The organism is Vibrio barjaei (genome assembly GCF_001639065.2).
Classification (GTDB): Bacteria; Pseudomonadota; Gammaproteobacteria; order Enterobacterales; family Vibrionaceae; genus Vibrio; species Vibrio barjaei.
On sequence record NZ_LQXO02000003.1, the window covers coordinates 25,539 to 42,183 of the forward strand.

Sequence of the window (16,645 nt, forward strand, 5' to 3'; positions counted from 1 at the left end):
CTCCCCCTTGATTAGGGGGGAGAATTTGTTTTTTGATAGTTTCAGTAAACAAATTGCGCCCCATGATAGGTAAGCGAGTGGGGGAAAACAAATTCATACAACATTTCCAACGTGAATTGTTGTCTAGCTCACAGGCTAAATTGATTTACTTTTCACACCATTAACATCTCTGTAAAATGTTGGCGGTCTGAAATCATAATTGTTTAAGTTATTTGTTTAATAGAACGTCTGTTTAAAACGAAGTCTAAGCATATAAAAATCAATACCCACTCAGCCTGTTAGGGATAATGACTACAAGAGGTCAAAATGAGCAAAGAAATTAAAGCCCAGGTGGTAGTACTTGGTGCCGGTCCTGCTGGTTACTCCGCTGCATTCCGTTGTGCCGATTTAGGCCTAGAAACCGTTCTTATTGAACGTTATAGCACGCTTGGTGGTGTGTGTCTGAACGTGGGTTGTATCCCATCTAAAGCACTACTTCACGTTGCTAAAGTTATCGAAGAAGCAAAAGCGCTTGCTGAGCACGGTATCGTATTTGGTGAGCCACAGACTGATATCGATAAGATTCGTCTATGGAAAGAAAAAGTTATTAACCAACTTACTGGCGGCCTTGGCGGTATGGCTAAGATGCGTAAAGTAAATGTGGTTAACGGTTTCGGTAAGTTTACTGGTCCTAACTCAATTGAAGTTGAAGGCGAAGACGGTAAAACGGTTGTTAACTTCGATAATGCCATCGTAGCTGCGGGTTCACGCCCTATTAAATTGCCATTCATCCCGCATGAAGACCCACGTATTTGGGATTCTACTGATGCGCTAGAGCTGAAAGAAGTACCAGGAAAACTGCTTATCATGGGTGGTGGTATCATCGGTCTAGAAATGGCGACGGTATACCACTCTCTGGGTTCTCAGATTGATGTTGTAGAAATGTTTGACCAACTTATCCCTGCTGCGGATAAAGATATGGTGAAAGTCTACACTAAGCGTATTAAGAACAAGTTTAACTTGATGCTTGAAACCAAGGTCACAGCAGTTGAAGCGAAAGAAGACGGTATCTACGTTTCAATGGAAGGTAAGAAAGCACCTGCTGAAGCTGAGCGTTACGATGCAGTACTTGTGGCTATTGGTCGTGTACCAAACGGCAAACTGCTTGATGCAGAAAAAGCAGGTATTGAAGTTGATGAGCGTGGCTTTATCAATGTTGATAAGCAAATGCGTACTAACGTGCCTCACATCCATGCAATCGGCGATATCGTTGGTCAGCCAATGCTTGCTCACAAAGGTGTGCATGAAGGTCACGTAGCGGCAGAGGTTATCTCTGGTAAGAAGCACTACTTTGACCCGAAAGTGATTCCGTCAATTGCTTACACTGAGCCAGAAGTAGCTTGGGTTGGTAAGACGGAGAAAGAAGCGAAAGCAGAAGGCATCAACTACGAAACGGCTACATTCCCATGGGCAGCATCCGGTCGTGCAATCGCATCTGACTGCGCAGACGGTATGACTAAGCTTATCTTCGATAAAGATACTCACCGCGTAATTGGTGGTGCTATTGTTGGCACGAACGGTGGTGAACTGCTTGGTGAAATCGGTCTAGCGATCGAGATGGGTTGTGATGCAGAAGATATCGCATTGACTATCCACGCTCACCCAACGCTTCACGAATCTGTTGGTCTTGCGGCAGAAGTATTTGAAGGCACTATCACTGACCTTCCAAATGCAAAAGCGAAGAAAAAGAAATAATTTCTGAGTGAAGACAAAAACGGCCAGTTTCATACTGGCCGTTTTTTTATGGATACTTTTAAAAATTAAGCCCTTAAACATTTATGTTCAAGGGCTGTTCTTTAGTGGCGGCTATCTTTCTCGTAGATGCAAACCATATCCATGTAGCAGTCGGTTAACGATTTAATAGATTCACCATCACTACTGCGATTAGCTTCAACAAACAGTGAATAGCAAATACCATGGAATAAGCTTGTGAGATGCTTAGTGTTGTGTTGAGAGCAGACTTCGCGACGCTCAATGGCTTTAATGAACATGTTTTCAATCAGTGCTTGGCTGGTTTTGTTCGATGAGACAAACAATGGCCAAACCTCATCACGCGTAGATGTACTCCATTCAAACCATACTTTATTCCAGTGACAGTCTTCGATCACCATATCCACCACACCATCAAGAATGTTGGTTAGGTTTTCTTTGATGTCGACATCAAGGTCAATGGTATTTGATAAGAAGTTGGAATACTGACAGACGACGTGGTTAAGCACTTCATCAACCAAGTCTTCTCGTGTTGGGAAGTAGTTGAATACAGTTGCTACTGAAACTTGTGCAATTTCTGCGATATCCGCGTGACCTCCACGACCAATGCCGCGTTTCGCGAATACTTCTAGTGCAATCTCCATAAGCTGTAATTTGCGCTTTTGTGGAGATAAGCGAGTTCTAGGTCTTTTTACTATTGAGTCCATAATATTTCCTTGCCAACGTTGGTAGGGCTGGTAACTCTATGAGTACGTCCAACTGCGCCCTGTTTGTTATACAGAGTCAGAGATTTGGTCCAATATGAAAGCTGTTATACACAATAACTGGCATATTAATGTTAGTTTTTGGTTAACAATTTCCATTTTGGAAATCACATGCTCTATTTTTTCTTTTGTTTTATAAGTGTAATGGTGCATATGTGCTTTGGTCAATAGTCATACACTGATAATTTTCATAATTAGCGTTAATTTACCTGCATATCACACTTTGCGCTGAAAGCGTCATATTCTTTCAACACTATGCGTTAACAAACATTCGTTCTGGTTTATACCAACAGAGTAATTTGACGCCAGATTTTCGCCTGATTTTTATCCTGAGTCAGAAAGTGATACCATACTGCGCAAATGTGAACGCTTGGCATCTTTTCACTAAAATAGTGTTGTCTGTTTTAGGTAGGGATTCACAGCCAGTGTTGCTGTGGCGACCAAGTAAACCAATCAACATCGAGATAGATATGAAACATACTGTTGAAGTCATGATTTCTGAGCAAGAAGTTCATGAGCGTGTAAAAGTGTTAGGTAAAGAAATTACTGAACACTACAAAGGTAGCGAAGATTTAGTTATGGTCGGCTTGCTACGTGGCTCTTTTGTCTTTATGGCGGATTTGGCTCGTGCCATTGAGCTTACTCACTCAGTAGACTTTATGACGGCATCAAGCTATGGCAATACGATGGAAAGCTCACGCGATGTGCGTATCCTGAAAGATCTTGATGATGATATTAAAGGTAAAGATATCCTGCTTGTGGAAGATATTATCGATACTGGTAATACCTTAAACAAAGTGAAAGAGATTCTATCGCTACGCGAACCAAAATCTATTCAGATTTGTACCTTGCTAGACAAGCCATCACGCCGTGAAGTCGATGTTGATGTTAAATGGATTGGCTTCGAAATCCCGGATGAGTTCGTAGTGGGTGTTGGTATCGATTACGCTCAGAAATATCGTCACTTACCATACATCGGTAAAGTGGTACCTCAGGAATAAATCTGGTCGTACAAACATAAAAAATGCCCATCTCTGTGAGATGGGCATTTTTCTAAATACTGGATTATTTTAGTACTTCGGTACTCAAAATTTTCGACATGGCAGCTTGGTAATTTACTTCAAGACTCTCTCTGCTTGAACAGCGAACACCGAGATCTTGCAGCTTACCATCACCAATGCCATAGACCACACCATGAACTTCAACTTCTTGGCCGCGTTCCCAAGCGTTTTGCATAATGGTTGAGTTACCTAGGTTGTACACCTGCTCAGCAACGTTAATCTCACAAAGCTTGTCACCCCACATGTCGCGTGGCAATTCACCGAGCCAGTTACGATGCTTTAAGTACAAATCACGGATATGCAGAAGCCAGTTGTTAATGAGCCCAAGCTGTGGGTTATCAATAGCAGCATTCACGCCACCACAGCCATAGTGACCACAAACGATGATGTGTTTGACTTTTAGCACATCTACCGCGTATTGCACTACAGATAGGCAGTTAAGATCGGTATGAATGACTTGGTTGGCAACATTACGGTGAACAAAGAGTTCGCCTGAATATAACCCCGTTAGACGCTCTGCTGGTACTCGGCTATCGGAGCAACCAATCCAAAGGAATCCAGGGTTTTGGCCTTCCTCTAGCTTTGCGAAATACTCTGGTCTTTCGGAGCGAATTTCTTCAGACCACTTTGAATTGTTGTCAAAGAGTTGTTTGATTTCCGGCATGATACTTCCCTTCAATAATTCGAGATACTATACACAATGTTACAAATTGAATCTCGAAAAAAAAGTATCAAAATGTACTCATCTGACGTGTTCATGTACCTAAAATCAGTGACTTAACGATTCGGTGAAAAAAACTTATATCTTATGAAAATTGAATGGCCCTTATTAGTTATTAACTTATTGTCACATTTGTTAAGGTGAGGCAATTTTTTGGTTATTTTCAAGGATAGTAATGAAGTTAGGACGTCGTTTTGAAGATATAAACCTTAAAGGGGATGTATTTGGCGGGGTAACTACCGCGATTATTTCATTGCCACTGGCGTTGGCATTTGGTGTGGCATCTGGAGCCGGCGCAGAAGCAGGGCTGTGGGGCGCAATCATGGTGGGGCTGTTTGCCTCTCTATTTGGCGGTTCTTCTAGCCTTATTTCCGAACCGACAGGCCCTATGACGGTCATCATGACAGCGGTATTGACAGCAATGATGGCTAAGTACCCGGAAACAGGGATGGCGATGACCTTCACTGTCGTTATGATGGCGGGTATTTTTCAAATCTTGCTTGGTACGTTAAAACTCGGAAAATACGTTACCTTAATGCCATACAGTGTTGTCTCAGGGTTCATGTCGGGAATTGGTGTGATCTTGGTGATTCTTCAACTGGCGCCACTATTAGGACAAGCCGCGCCAACGGGCGGCGTTATTGGGACAGTCAAGGCATTACCTGAACTGCTAACCCATATCGACTTTTCAGAATTATTCCTTGGGCTACTGACGTTAGCGATTCTATTTCTGTTCCCTAAAAAATACCGTCAACATATTCCTCCGCAACTTGTGGCGCTGGTGTTAGTCACAGTGATATCTATGCTGTTTTTCAGTAGTGAGAGTATTCGCAGAATTGGCGAGATTCCAGCAGGTTTACCTTCATTAGTTATACCGCATTTTAACGCAGAAATGCTGACCACCATGCTTATTGATGCGCTTGTACTCGGTACATTAGGCTGTATTGATACCTTATTAACAGCTGTTATCGGTGACTCTCTAACTCGTAAAGAGCATGACTCAGATAAGGAATTGCGCGGCCAAGGGTTAGCGAACCTTATCGCAGGTTTGTTTGGGGCTCTACCGGGAGCTGGTGCGACAATGGGAACGGTGACCAATATCCAAGTAGGTGCTCGCTCTCCATTATCGGGTGTGGTGCGGGCATTAGTGCTAGCGCTGGTAGTATTGGTGGCAAGTGGTTTAACTGAACCCATTCCAATGGCTGTGTTGGCAGGCATTGCTGTTTATGTCGGTTTTAACATACTGGATTGGAGCTTTATTCAGCGAGCACATAAGGTGAGTTTGGCCGGTATGGCGATCATGTACGGTGTTATGCTGCTGACTGTATTTGTAGATCTTATCGTTGCCGTAGGCCTTGGTGTGTTTATCTCGAACATCATTATTATTGAAAGACTGAGCCGTGAGCAAGCTCGTCAGGTAAAAGCGATCAGCGATGCTGACGACGATGTGCCGTTAAGTGAATATGAGCGAGAGTTGCTAGAACAAACCCAAGGTAAGGTACTGTTTTTCTACTTATCTGGGCCAATGATTTTTAGTGTCTCTAAAGCAATTTCAAGACAACACTCAAGTATTGCTGACTATCAAGCGATGATACTCGACCTTACGGATGTTCCTATGATCGACGTAACGGTTGGTCTTGCTCTAGAAAATGCCATCAAGGATGCCAAAGACGCAGAGTGTCAGGTGTACTTGTTATGTCCAAATACGCAAACTCGACAGCAATTGGATAAATTCCACGTTATTGATCTTGTTCCGGATGGCAATATCTATCAGCAGCGAGAACACGCACTGGATGCCGCATATAAGGCAACGGCTTAAAAGGGATAAAAAGCGAGTACTAACATACTCGCATTTTTTATAGCCAATTTATCACCACCACTTGAAAAATTGAGCCATCATCATCATGTGTAAGGGTATATTCAAACTTTTCGATATCATTGGAAATATCAAATTATTCCAATGATGCATTCTTCGGTGCAAATTATGATCGCATTAGAAATTGAGCAGTTAAGAAAGACCTATGCGGGTGGCTTTGAAGCGCTTAAAGGGGTGAGTCTTCAAGTTGAGCAGGGAGACTTTTATGCTTTGCTTGGGCCTAATGGTGCGGGTAAATCCACCACCATCGGTATCATTACGTCTCTAGTCAACAAAACATCGGGCAAGGTCTCGGTGTTTGGTCACGATATTGATAATGAGCTTGAACTGGCGAAGCAGCAACTTGGTCTGGTGCCACAAGAGTTCAACTTTAACCAGTTCGAAACCGTTGAGCAGATTGTTCTTCAGCAAGCAGGGTATTACGGTGTTGCTAAGGATGTGGCGAAGCAGCGCGCGCAAAAGTACCTGTCTCAGCTAGACCTTTGGGAAAAGCGCAGTGAGCGAGCTCGAAACCTCTCCGGAGGAATGAAGCGTCGACTTATGATTGCTCGCGCTTTAATGCATGAACCTAAACTACTCATTCTTGATGAACCGACGGCTGGGGTTGATATTGAGCTTCGTCGCTCAATGTGGGATTTCCTTAAAGAGATTAATCGACAAGGTATCACCATTATTCTGACAACTCACTACCTTGAAGAAGCGGAACTGCTTTGCCGCAATATCGGTATTATCCAACGCGGTGAACTGATTGAGAACACATCGATGAAAGCTTTGCTTAATAAGCTGGATGTAGAAACATTTATTCTCGATATTGACGCAAGCGTTGATATTCCTGAGCTACAAGGGGTTAAATCGCAAAACGTGGTGAATGGCTCTTTGGAGATAGAAATTGAGAAAACTCAGGGGTTGAACCACATTTTCACTCAGCTTTCTGAGGCTGGTATCAAAGTGTTGTCGATGAGGAACAAAGCCAACCGACTTGAAGAGTTATTTGTTTCTATTGTGCGTAATCAAACGGAGGCAAACTGATGAATTTGTACGGTTTGTATTGGACGGCATTTAAAAGCCTTCTGACGAAAGAAATTAACCGCTTTACTCGAATTTGGGTACAAACCCTAGTACCGCCAGCGATTACCATGACACTTTACTTCATCATCTTCGGTAGTCTGATTGGTTCTCGAATCGGTGAGATGAACGGTTTCAGTTACATGGAATATATTGTTCCTGGCCTTATTATGATGTCGGTGATTACTAACTCGTATTCGAATGTTGCTTCGTCCTTCTTTAGTGCTAAATTTCAGCGCAATATTGAAGAGCTCCTTGTCGCACCTGTACCCAATTACGTCATCATTGCTGGCTTTGTCATGGGCGGTGTCGTGCGTGGTTTATTGGTTGGCACGATAGTGACTTTTGTCTCGCTGTTTTTTGTTGATTTACAAGTTGAGCATTGGGCCGTAATTATCTTGACTGTGTTTATGACGTCGGTGGTGTTCTCACTCGGTGGTCTTATTAATGCGGTGTATGCCAAGACCTTTGATGATATATCGATTATTCCCACTTTTGTTTTGACGCCGCTGACATATCTAGGCGGTGTGTTTTATTCCATTAGCCTGCTTCCTGAGTTCTGGCAAGGTGTATCCAAAATCAATCCAATCGTTTATATGGTCAACGCTTTCCGTTACGGTTTCTTAGGTGTGTCGGATGTAGGGATTGTGACATCTTTTGGCGTACTCTTGGTGTTTATCGTGGTACTTTATGGAGTAGCCCATCATTTGGTGACTAAGGGTATTGGCCTTAGAAGCTAGAGTAAGATTCTAGCGTAATACACTGATATGTGATCAATGAAGTGGTAGCGGTAGCTGCCACTTTTTGTTTCAGTCGAGACAAGGACGACAAATGCAACTGCCTGCCGAATTACAACACGATGCTCAATCAGCGTTTGAGCGAATTCAACAAGCCTATTCTGACCTATCCCATTGGACTCCAGAGCGACAACAACAGCTAAAGTATGTCATGGCGATGAGCTGTTTCGTGGAAGAGTCACTACTGAAAGACGAAGGGCTGTTCGCGGATCTACCTGACATGCTCTCGCAGCATAGTAGAGCTGAGAACTATCGAGTGCGATTAGCGACTCAACTTGAGGCTTGTAGTAGCGAAATGGAAGGCCATCGTGTATTACGTCGATTCCGAAATCGCGAAATGACATATATCGCATGGCGCGATTTCCGTAGTGACTGGAGCCTAGAACAAAGCTTGCACCATCTTTCCATGTTAGCTGAAGCGATGATCTTTGAGACTTATCAATGGCAGTATAAAGCGTGCTGCTTGGAATGGGGCACACCTTGTAATGCAGAGGGCAAAGCGCAGCCAATGTTGATTATCGGTATGGGGAAACTCGGTGGCGGTGAGCTGAATTTCTCATCGGATATCGATCTCATTTTCACTTATCCAGAAAACGGTGAAACACAGGGTACACGTCGCTCAATTGCTAATGCCCAGTTCTTTACACGCTTAGGGCAGCGCATCATCAAAGCGCTTGATCAGCAGACGTTTGATGGCTTTTGTTATCGAGTGGATATGAGATTGCGCCCATTTGGTGAGAGCGGACCATTGGTGATGAGTTATGCGGCACTGGAAGATTACTATCAAGAGCAAGGCCGTGATTGGGAACGTTATGCGATGGTGAAAGCGCGCGTAATGGGCAGTGAGATGTATCCACAATACCAAGAGCTGCGTAAAATGCTGCGCCCTTTTGTGTTCCGTCGTTATATCGACTTTAGTGCCATTCAGTCATTAAGACGCATGAAATCGATGATCAGCAGCGAAGTTCGCAGACGTGGGTTAGGAAACAATATTAAGCTCGGTCCAGGCGGTATTCGTGAAGTGGAATTTATCGCTCAAGTGTTTCAGCTTATTCGAGGAGGACGTGAACCGAGTTTACGAGGTCGAGGGTTATTGGAAACGCTTGATGCAATCGACACTCTGTCGCTACTAGAGTCAGAAAACGTCCAACAGCTGCGTTCGGCTTATTGTTTCTTGCGTCGGTTGGAAAACCTATTGCAAGCCATGGCCGATAAGCAGACTCAAACACTACCTGATAAACCATGCGACCAGCTCAAATTAGCGTGTGCGATGCGATTTGAAAATTGGTCTGCTTTGGTTCACGCAACCGAGCAGCATATGCTGAATGTGCATCAGGTGTTTGCCAACTTGATTGGCGAAGATGAAGACGAAGAAGACGCGAACCCAATCGCTAAACACTTCCATGAGTTATGGGATATGGCGGATCGACCAGAAGTGATCGAGCACTTATTAGAACATGATCTTCATGTGGAGAATCCAGCCGACAAACAGAAAACCATTCAGCAATTTAAAGCAGACCTTGCCAAGAAAACACTAGGCCCTCGTGGGCGTGAAGTGCTTAATCGGTTGATGCCTAAAGTCTTTAGTGCCATTTATGCCCATAAAGATGCAGAGTTTGGTTTATCGCGAGTGCTGCATGTTCTGCATCGTATTGTGACTCGAACAACTTACCTTGAGCTATTGGACGAGCACCCAGCTGCACTCGTGCAGTTAGTGAGACTATGTACGGCAAGTCCAATGATCTCGGAACAGCTTGGACGTTATCCGATCTTGCTTGATGAGTTGCTTGATCCTGCTCATCTCTATAACCCTGTACCTCTTGAGTCCTATAAAACCGAACTACGGGATTATTTAGCTCGTATTCCAGAAGAGGATATGGAGCAGCAGATGGAGGCGCTGCGCCAGTTTAAGCAGACCTGCATTCTGAGAATCGCGGCCGCCGATATTGCAGGCGTATTGCCCGTTATGAAAGTAAGTGACCACTTAACGTATTTGGCTGAAGCTATTGTAGAGGCGGGTATAAACCAAGCTTGGCAGCAAATGGCGGCGAAATATGGTGAACCAACACACTTGAAAGACCGTGGTAGCAAAGGTTTTGCCGTTATTGGCTACGGTAAAGTAGGAGGTTGGGAACTAGGTTATAACTCTGATCTGGATATTGTGTTCATGCATGATTGTCCGGTAAACGCGTATACCGATGGCAAAAAGGATATCGACGGTCGTCAGTTCTATCTTCGCTTAGCACAGCGTATTATCCACATATTCTCTACCAGAACAGCATCGGGAATTCTGTATGAAGTGGATACTAGACTGCGTCCTTCCGGTGCGTCAGGACTGCTAGTAAGTCCGACTGACGCCTTTGATGAATATCAGCACAATGATGCTTGGACGTGGGAGCATCAAGCTTTAGTAAGAGCACGTATGATTTACGGTGATGCACCTCTGCAACACGCATTTGAAAACACCCGCAACGACGTCCTTCGGACCGCTCGTGATGAATCGACATTGAAACAGCAAGTGGTCGATATGCGAGAGAAAATGCGTGACCATTTAGGTGGTAAAAAAGCGGGTCGATTTATGCTTAAACAAGATGCTGGGGGGATTACTGATATTGAATTTTTAGCCCAGTATTTGGTGTTGCAATATAGTCACGACAAGCCAAAGCTGACACGCTGGTCGGATAATGTTCGTATATTTGAGTCAATGATGTCACAAGGTGTGATGGAAGAAGAGCAAGCGATGGCACTCACGCACGCCTACACCACATTGCGTGATGAAATTCATCATCGTAACTTGCTCAATTTAGACGCGGATGTTGACGAGAGTAAGTTTACTCAAGAAAAAGCCATCGTCGTTGAAGCATGGAAACAGTGGCTAGGGTAATTCTTGCTTCAGCTTGGTATTGAAACGAAGAGTTGTGCTACTATCCATTCAATGGCTTAGCCAAAAGATTTAAGACAAGAGGGCATAATCAAGCCCTCTTACATCATATTGGAGTACAGAAATGAAACCCATCCTACCGAATTACAGCGACTCTGGCGTATTGATTGTCGGTGACCTTATGTTAGACCGTTACTGGTATGGTCCGACAGGGCGTATTTCTCCAGAAGCCCCAGTTCCTGTAGTAAAAGTAGAAAACAACGAAGAACGTCCAGGTGGCGCTGCCAACGTCGCTATGAATATCGCTTCGCTAGGTGGTCATGCACATACGATTGGACTTGTTGGTATGGATGAACCAGCAAAAGTACTAACTGAAACACTGACGTCTTTGAAGGTAACTTGTGATTTTGTTGCATTACCTAACTATCCAACTATCACCAAACTTCGTGTTTTGAGCCGAGGGCAGCAACTGATTCGTTTGGACTTTGAAGATAAGTTCGAGAATACAGACCCTGAGCTTGTATTAGCTAAGATGGAGCAAGCGTTACCAAATGTGAAGTCTGTGGTGCTATCCGATTACGCCAAAGGTGCGCTAGAGCATGTTCAAGCGTATATCCAGAAAGCGAAAGCTGCAGGTGTCCCGGTGTTTATCGACCCTAAAGGGGCAGATTTCGAACGCTATCGCGGCGCGACATTGCTAACACCAAACATGGCTGAATTTGAGCATGTGGTAGGCAAAGTGAAAAGCGAAGAAGAGCTTATCGAGAAAGGTAATGCGCTAATTAAAGAGTTCGACTTTGAAGCACTATTGGTAACACGTAGTGAGCACGGTATGACTTTACTTCGTAAAGATCAGGAACCGTTCCATTTGCCAACACAAGCGAAAGAAGTGTATGACGTTACCGGTGCAGGCGATACGGTTATCTCTGTATTAGCGGCGTCAGTTGCAGCGGGTAAACCGCTTGATGAGGCGTGTGCATTGGCTAATGCGGCAGCTGGAGTGGTTGTTGGTAAGCTGGGTACATCAACACTATCTACTATTGAACTTGCTGAAGCGGTTCACGGTAGTCAAGATACCGACTTCGGTGTGATCAGTGAAGCTGCGTTGATTGAAGCGGTAGCGAAAGCGCGCTCTAAAGGCGAAACCGTTGTGATGACGAATGGTTGCTTTGACATTCTTCACGCCGGGCATGTGTCTTATCTAAATCACGCTGCTGAACTGGGTGATCGCTTAATTGTTGCTGTGAACACTGATGAATCTGTTCGAGCGTTAAAAGGACCAGGTCGTCCGGTTAATCCAACCGATCGCCGTATGGCTGTTCTTGCTGGTCTAGGGGCTGTTGATTGGGTTGTACCATTCTCAGAAGAAACGCCACAACGCTTGATCTCTGAAGTGCTACCAAGTCTGCTTGTTAAAGGCGGTGACTATAAGCCAGAAGAGATTGCAGGTGGTAAAGAGGTGATCGCTGCTGGTGGTGAAGTAAAAGTACTGAACTTTGAAGATGGCTGCTCCACGACTGAGATCATTGAAGCTATCAAAGGTGGCCGAGGCTAATCCTTCAGTCAACATAAACAAGTAAAAAGGGACGCATCAGCGTCCCTTTTTACTTCAGTTAGCAACTACTTCGCTTTCTTAAGGCCAGCATTGATATCAACGATATCTTGCTCGCTTAATGTACCTACTGATTGACGTAGGTTCAGAATACTAATGATGTAATCGTAGCGTGAATCAGAAAGGTTACTCTCTGCGTTATAAAGTGCCTGAGTGGCTTCTAACACGTCAACGATAGTACGGGTACCGACATCAAAACCAGCTTTCGTTGCTTCTAGTGCGGATTCAGCAGAAATAACGGTCTGCTCATAAGCACGAATAGCGCCAATAGAAGAGTTGATGTTGTTGTTATTCGCACGAACATTCTTCACAACTGAACGGTAAGTTTGTTCTAGCTGTTCACTTGCTTCAACGTAGGCGAACTCAGCCTGTTTGGTTTGTGAGGTAATGTTGCCACCAGTGTATAGCGGGACCGAAAGGTTAATGCCTGCATTAAAGCTATTTGTACTTCCTGCTCTACTTGCAACGGTATCATTACGTTCGTTTCCGTAATTATAACCACCATCCAATGTTAGCTTCGGAAGATGACCGGAGCTTGCCAGTGTGATGTTGTCTTTAGCAATATCTTGGCCGATACGAGCTGATAGTAAAGAGAGGTTTTTGTTCTGAGCTTCTTCTAAGAAGAACGTCACAGACTGCTCAGGGCGCGCGGCAGAGAAGCGGTCTGTATCAAGAACATCGATGTTCTTATGTTCTTGACCTGTAATTTCGCGAAGCGCTTCATATTGGTTAAGTAAGTTGTTTTCTGCAACAACTTCATCGGCCAACACGCGGTCGTATTGTGCTTGTGCATCGTGAACGTCAGTAATGGCTGAAAGACCTACTTCAAAACGTTGTTTAGTTTGCTCTAACTGACGAGCAACTGCCGCTTTGTTAGCGCGGACCGATTCTAGGTTATCTTTAGAACGTAATACTTCGAAATAAGCTTGAGCAGTACGTAGGATTAGGTCTTGTTGTGCTGCTGCATATTCTGAGTCAGCTTGACGAGCAGTTTTCTCTGCACTGTCTAATGTGATCCAACTAGTGCGGTTATACAGCTCTTGTGAGAAACCGACACCGGCTGTCGCTTTGTCACTATCTGTAATATCGTCATCGCTACGGTTGATGTTATAACCAGCCGTTAAGTTGATTTGTGGCAACAGAGTTGCACGAGCAGAGTTAATGGCTTCAAATGCACGATCACGCTGTGCCGCAGCTCTTAATAGCTGAGGATCATTGGTTTTTGCTTGATCGTAGATTTCCGTTAGGGAGTCGGCCCATGCCGCTGCACTTACGCTTCCTAATGCAGCTGTGATAAATAATGGAAGCAGTTTTTTCATTTGTCCTAATCCTGCCTGATAATACTGATAAGGGTATGATTCACAGTTTAACTTAAAATGACCGTAATTCACTCGAAACTTTGCACTTTTTTACGCAAGCTCACCTAAAATTGCGACAAATAATTAACCAAAAGCAAATTTTATTTGAATTATTGCGTAAAAAGTTGAACCTTGTCGTTGGTAGAACCCCCTTTCCTTGAGTAGACTATAAGATTAACTTCAGCCAGAGGTCAGTGATGAAAGACTCTTTACAACAGCATGATAAATTTACATCTGACGATGTAGAAATAATGTCAAAACAAACGGTGTTCAAAGGGTTCTTCGAAATGGTTCTATATCGCTTCAAGCATAGACTGTTTGAAGGCGGTTGGAGTTCCGTAATTGACAGAGAAATGTTAGTTCGCGGTGGGGCTGCTGCCATGCTGCCTTATGATCCGGTTCGCGATGAAGTAGTGCTGATTGAGCAAATCCGAGTTGGTGCCCTTGAACATGAAAACCCATGGCAGGTTGAGATTGTCGCAGGCATAGTCGACAAAGATGAAACGATTGAAGAGCTAGTCCGTCGCGAATCAGTAGAAGAAGCTGGAGTAGAAGTTAAGGCATTAGTCCCCATCACTCGCTACTACCCTTCCTCTGGTGGATGTTCAGAACGCATCTCTGTATTTGTCGGGCATGTTGACGCATCACTTGCTAGTGGCGTCCATGGCCTGGAGACAGAGGGAGAGGATATACGAGTTCGCGTTGTGTCTCGTGAAGCAGCGTATCAGATGGTAGAAAGCGGTGAAATTGAAAATGGAGCTTCGATCATTGCATTGCAATGGTTAGAGCTTAATTACCGCAAATTACAGGCAAATTGGTAGGAATTTTCTATGGTAGGCGTTGTCGATAGTAATACGTATCATGTTGATCTTGCGGAGCTAATGCGGATCTATGAAACGAATTACGCTAAATTGAATCGCTTGATTCCAACAACACCGACGGTTGGAGATGTCCGTTGCTACCAAGCAGCAAATTTGACGTATCAATTGGAAGTTCTAGAAGTGACGAAGTACACAACATTGGTCGAAATTTGCCAAGATGATGAGCTTCCTGTTTTTCCATTGCCTAAAATGACGGTACGACTCTATCACGATGCAAGGGTCGCAGAAGTTTGCAACTGTGAGCAAACTTCACGAGTAAATGCGCGTTATGATTATCCCAACGCCAAAATGCTGCAAAAAGATGAAAAATTTCAGTTCAATCAGTTTCTAAGTGATTGGCTAACTTTTTGCTTAAAAAATGGAATTAGTCGAGCTCCGATTATGTATCGAAGCTGAAAGAATTTGATGTTCAGGTTTTTATATTTTGAAAACAACACCCAGTGATGAATCTCAGTTAAGTAGCGTCAGGTTGCTGCAATTGACCGACACGCATCTATTTGCGCCGCAAGATGGCTGCCTACTGAGTGTTAATACCCAAGAGAGTTTTAATGCTGTTGTGGCTGAAATCGTTGCACAAGGCACGCAATTCGATGCCTTGCTTGCGACAGGTGATATTTCACAAGACCACACAGAAGCTTCATATGAGAAGTTTGTTGCGGGAATTGAGCCGTTAGCTCTTCCTTGCTACTGGTTGCCAGGCAATCACGATTACAAACCTTGTATGAATAGTGTAGTGAGCTCACCGCTTATTCAAGATGTTACCCATGTTCTTCTAGGAGAGAAGTGGCAGGTAGTGCTGCTTGATTCTCAGGTCGTGGGAGTACCTCATGGTCGCTTGAGTGATAGTCAACTCGAGTTTTTAGACCGTATGCTTTCTACGCATTGTGACAGACATACCTTAGTCTTGCTGCATCACCATCCATTGTTAGTGAACAGTGCTTGGCTCGATCAACACTCGCTAAAAGATGCGGATGAGTTTTGGAATGTTGTCGAAAAGCATGACAATGTTCGTGCTGTGCTTTGTGGCCATATTCATCAAGAACTAGATGAATTGCATGGCGGAGTGCGCGTGCTGGCAACGCCTTCTACTTGTGTGCAGTTTAAACCGAACTCGAACGAGTTCGCTCTAGATATCCGCTCTCCAGGTTGGCGTGAGTTGGAACTAAGAGAGGATGGTAGCTTGCTCACCGAAGTGAAACGCCTTGCTAACGGCTCGTTTAGACCTGACTTTAACGCGGAAGGCTACTGATGACGGAAAAGAAGCCGCTGCTTTTATATATTCATGGTTTTAACAGCTCACCTCTATCGGTTAAAGCGCAGGTAATAGTGGAGTACTGCCAAAAGCACCGTCCAGATATCAAAGTTTTAGTGCCGCAAATGCCTTGTTTTCCTCAGCAAGCTGCTGAACTATTAAAACAATTGATAGAGCGCTATCAAAATGACTATCAAATTGCGCTAGTTGGTAGCTCTCTTGGTGGCTATTTGTCTACTTGGCTCAACGCTCACTATGGATTGAAAGCGGTGTTGGTGAATCCTGCAGTTAAGCCCTATGAGTTGTTGCTCGATTTTCTCGGGGAGCAAGAGAACCCTTATACTCAAGAACGTTATACCCTTGAGCATAAGCATATCGATGAACTTAAGAGATTAGATGTGCCAGTGCTTAAAAAACCTGATGACTTTTGGTTATTGCAACAAGAAGGTGATGAAGTTTTAGATTATCGCCAAGCCGTGGCAAAATATCAGCACAGTAAGCTAACTGTGGAAGCTGATGGAGATCATAGCTTTATCGGTTTTGAGCGCTATCCAGAAAGGATAATTGAGTTCTTAGCGCTTTAAAGTGGTGCTTTTTTCGTCTCTGCTTGAGGAGACAGTCATAAATT

14 protein-coding genes are annotated in these 16,645 nt (G+C 44.1%); 11 read left to right on the forward strand and 3 right to left on the reverse strand.

Going from position 1 to position 16,645, the window contains the following annotated elements:
• Positions 1 to 306: 306 nt before the first annotated feature.
• A complete protein-coding gene (gene lpdA, locus AWH66_RS00170) occupies positions 307 to 1,734 on the forward strand; it encodes a dihydrolipoyl dehydrogenase (RefSeq protein ID WP_063606645.1) in 1,428 nt (475 codons plus the stop codon).
• Between the two features lie 101 nt (positions 1,735 to 1,835).
• On the opposite strand, the gene AWH66_RS00175 is transcribed toward lpdA, so the two are convergent.
• The gene (locus AWH66_RS00175) at positions 1,836 to 2,456 is read right to left on the reverse strand and encodes a LuxR/HapR/OpaR family quorum-sensing transcriptional regulator (RefSeq protein ID WP_063606644.1); all 621 of its coding nucleotides are present in this window, start codon (positions 2,454 to 2,456) and stop codon (positions 1,836 to 1,838) included.
• Between the two features lie 527 nt (positions 2,457 to 2,983).
• Between AWH66_RS00175 and hpt the strand changes: the two genes are divergently transcribed.
• Entirely contained in the window at positions 2,984 to 3,514 is a 531-nt protein-coding gene (hpt, locus tag AWH66_RS00180) for a hypoxanthine phosphoribosyltransferase (protein ID WP_006074437.1), read from the forward strand.
• Between the two features lie 64 nt (positions 3,515 to 3,578).
• Here hpt and can read toward each other — a convergent pair whose 3' ends face one another.
• Positions 3,579 to 4,238 carry a carbonate dehydratase gene (gene can / locus AWH66_RS00185; RefSeq protein WP_006074438.1) on the reverse strand — a complete coding sequence of 220 codons (660 nt, stop codon included), beginning with the start codon at positions 4,236 to 4,238 and terminating at the stop codon, positions 3,579 to 3,581.
• A 232-nt stretch (positions 4,239 to 4,470) separates the two neighbouring features.
• On the opposite strand from can, the gene AWH66_RS00190 reads away from it, so the two are divergent.
• From AWH66_RS00190 to hldE, 5 genes are all read left to right on the forward strand, one after another.
• Positions 4,471 to 6,114 (forward strand): SulP family inorganic anion transporter, encoded by a 1,644-nt coding sequence (locus AWH66_RS00190; protein WP_063606643.1) that lies wholly within the window; start codon positions 4,471 to 4,473, stop codon positions 6,112 to 6,114.
• 165 nt (positions 6,115 to 6,279) lie between these two features.
• Complete coding sequence (locus tag AWH66_RS00195) at positions 6,280 to 7,200, forward strand: ABC transporter ATP-binding protein (protein ID WP_038223002.1); 921 nt, start codon at positions 6,280 to 6,282, stop codon at positions 7,198 to 7,200.
• A 5-nt stretch (positions 7,201 to 7,205) separates the two neighbouring features.
• Positions 7,206 to 7,976 carry an ABC transporter permease gene (locus tag AWH66_RS00200; RefSeq protein WP_063606669.1) on the forward strand — a complete coding sequence of 257 codons (771 nt, stop codon included), beginning with the start codon at positions 7,206 to 7,208 and terminating at the stop codon, positions 7,974 to 7,976.
• A 91-nt stretch (positions 7,977 to 8,067) separates the two neighbouring features.
• The gene (gene glnE, locus AWH66_RS00205) at positions 8,068 to 10,917 is read left to right on the forward strand and encodes a bifunctional [glutamate--ammonia ligase]-adenylyl-L-tyrosine phosphorylase/[glutamate--ammonia-ligase] adenylyltransferase (protein WP_063606642.1); all 2,850 of its coding nucleotides are present in this window, start codon (positions 8,068 to 8,070) and stop codon (positions 10,915 to 10,917) included.
• Positions 10,918 to 11,038: 121 nt separating this feature from the next.
• Positions 11,039 to 12,469, forward strand: a complete 1,431-nt coding sequence (hldE, locus tag AWH66_RS00210; RefSeq protein ID WP_038224335.1) for a bifunctional D-glycero-beta-D-manno-heptose-7-phosphate kinase/D-glycero-beta-D-manno-heptose 1-phosphate adenylyltransferase HldE — start codon at positions 11,039 to 11,041, stop codon at positions 12,467 to 12,469.
• Between the two features lie 65 nt (positions 12,470 to 12,534).
• Here the strand turns inward: hldE and tolC are convergent, their stop codons facing one another.
• Positions 12,535 to 13,845: an outer membrane channel protein TolC gene (gene tolC, locus AWH66_RS00215; protein ID WP_063606641.1), complete on the reverse strand. Its 1,311-nt coding sequence runs from the start codon at positions 13,843 to 13,845 to the stop codon at positions 12,535 to 12,537.
• 236 nt (positions 13,846 to 14,081) lie between these two features.
• Here tolC and nudF point away from each other — a divergent pair, with 236 nt between their 5' ends.
• From nudF to yqiA, 4 genes are read left to right on the forward strand one after another with little or no spacing between them, the layout of a single operon-like run.
• The gene (gene nudF / locus AWH66_RS00220; protein ID WP_063606640.1) at positions 14,082 to 14,705 is read left to right on the forward strand and encodes an ADP-ribose diphosphatase; all 624 of its coding nucleotides are present in this window, start codon (positions 14,082 to 14,084) and stop codon (positions 14,703 to 14,705) included.
• A gap of 9 nt (positions 14,706 to 14,714) precedes the next feature.
• Positions 14,715 to 15,161, forward strand: a complete 447-nt coding sequence (locus AWH66_RS00225; RefSeq protein WP_006074454.1) for a DUF1249 family protein — start codon at positions 14,715 to 14,717, stop codon at positions 15,159 to 15,161.
• 28 nt (positions 15,162 to 15,189) lie between these two features.
• Positions 15,190 to 16,014, forward strand: coding sequence for a 3',5'-cyclic-AMP phosphodiesterase (gene cpdA, locus AWH66_RS00230; RefSeq protein WP_063606639.1), 825 nt, complete (start codon positions 15,190 to 15,192; stop codon positions 16,012 to 16,014).
• Positions 16,014 to 16,601 (forward strand): esterase YqiA, encoded by a 588-nt coding sequence (gene yqiA, locus AWH66_RS00235; RefSeq protein ID WP_063606638.1) that lies wholly within the window; start codon positions 16,014 to 16,016, stop codon positions 16,599 to 16,601. The genes cpdA and yqiA overlap by 1 nt, the downstream gene beginning before the upstream one ends.
• The last annotated feature ends 44 nt before the right edge of the window (positions 16,602 to 16,645 follow it).

Excerpts from the sequence above, each read along its gene's own strand:
- AWH66_RS00175 (WP_063606644.1), bottom strand. The coding sequence starts at position 2,456 with ATGGACTCAATAGTAAAAAGACCTAGAACTCGCTTATCTCCACAAAAG.
- lpdA (WP_063606645.1), top strand. The coding sequence starts at position 307 with ATGAGCAAAGAAATTAAAGCCCAGGTGGTAGTACTTGGTGCCGGTCCT.
- tolC (WP_063606641.1), bottom strand. The coding sequence starts at position 13,845 with ATGAAAAAACTGCTTCCATTATTTATCACAGCTGCATTAGGAAGCGTA.
- AWH66_RS00190 (WP_063606643.1), top strand. The coding sequence starts at position 4,471 with ATGAAGTTAGGACGTCGTTTTGAAGATATAAACCTTAAAGGGGATGTA.
- AWH66_RS00195 (WP_038223002.1), top strand. The coding sequence starts at position 6,280 with ATGATCGCATTAGAAATTGAGCAGTTAAGAAAGACCTATGCGGGTGGC.
- can (WP_006074438.1), bottom strand. The coding sequence starts at position 4,238 with ATGCCGGAAATCAAACAACTCTTTGACAACAATTCAAAGTGGTCTGAA.
- yqiA (WP_063606638.1), top strand. The coding sequence starts at position 16,014 with ATGACGGAAAAGAAGCCGCTGCTTTTATATATTCATGGTTTTAACAGC.
- nudF (WP_063606640.1), top strand. The coding sequence starts at position 14,082 with ATGAAAGACTCTTTACAACAGCATGATAAATTTACATCTGACGATGTA.
- AWH66_RS00225 (WP_006074454.1), top strand. The coding sequence starts at position 14,715 with ATGGTAGGCGTTGTCGATAGTAATACGTATCATGTTGATCTTGCGGAG.
- glnE (WP_063606642.1), top strand. The coding sequence starts at position 8,068 with ATGCAACTGCCTGCCGAATTACAACACGATGCTCAATCAGCGTTTGAG.
- hpt (WP_006074437.1), top strand. The coding sequence starts at position 2,984 with ATGAAACATACTGTTGAAGTCATGATTTCTGAGCAAGAAGTTCATGAG.
- hldE (WP_038224335.1), top strand. The coding sequence starts at position 11,039 with ATGAAACCCATCCTACCGAATTACAGCGACTCTGGCGTATTGATTGTC.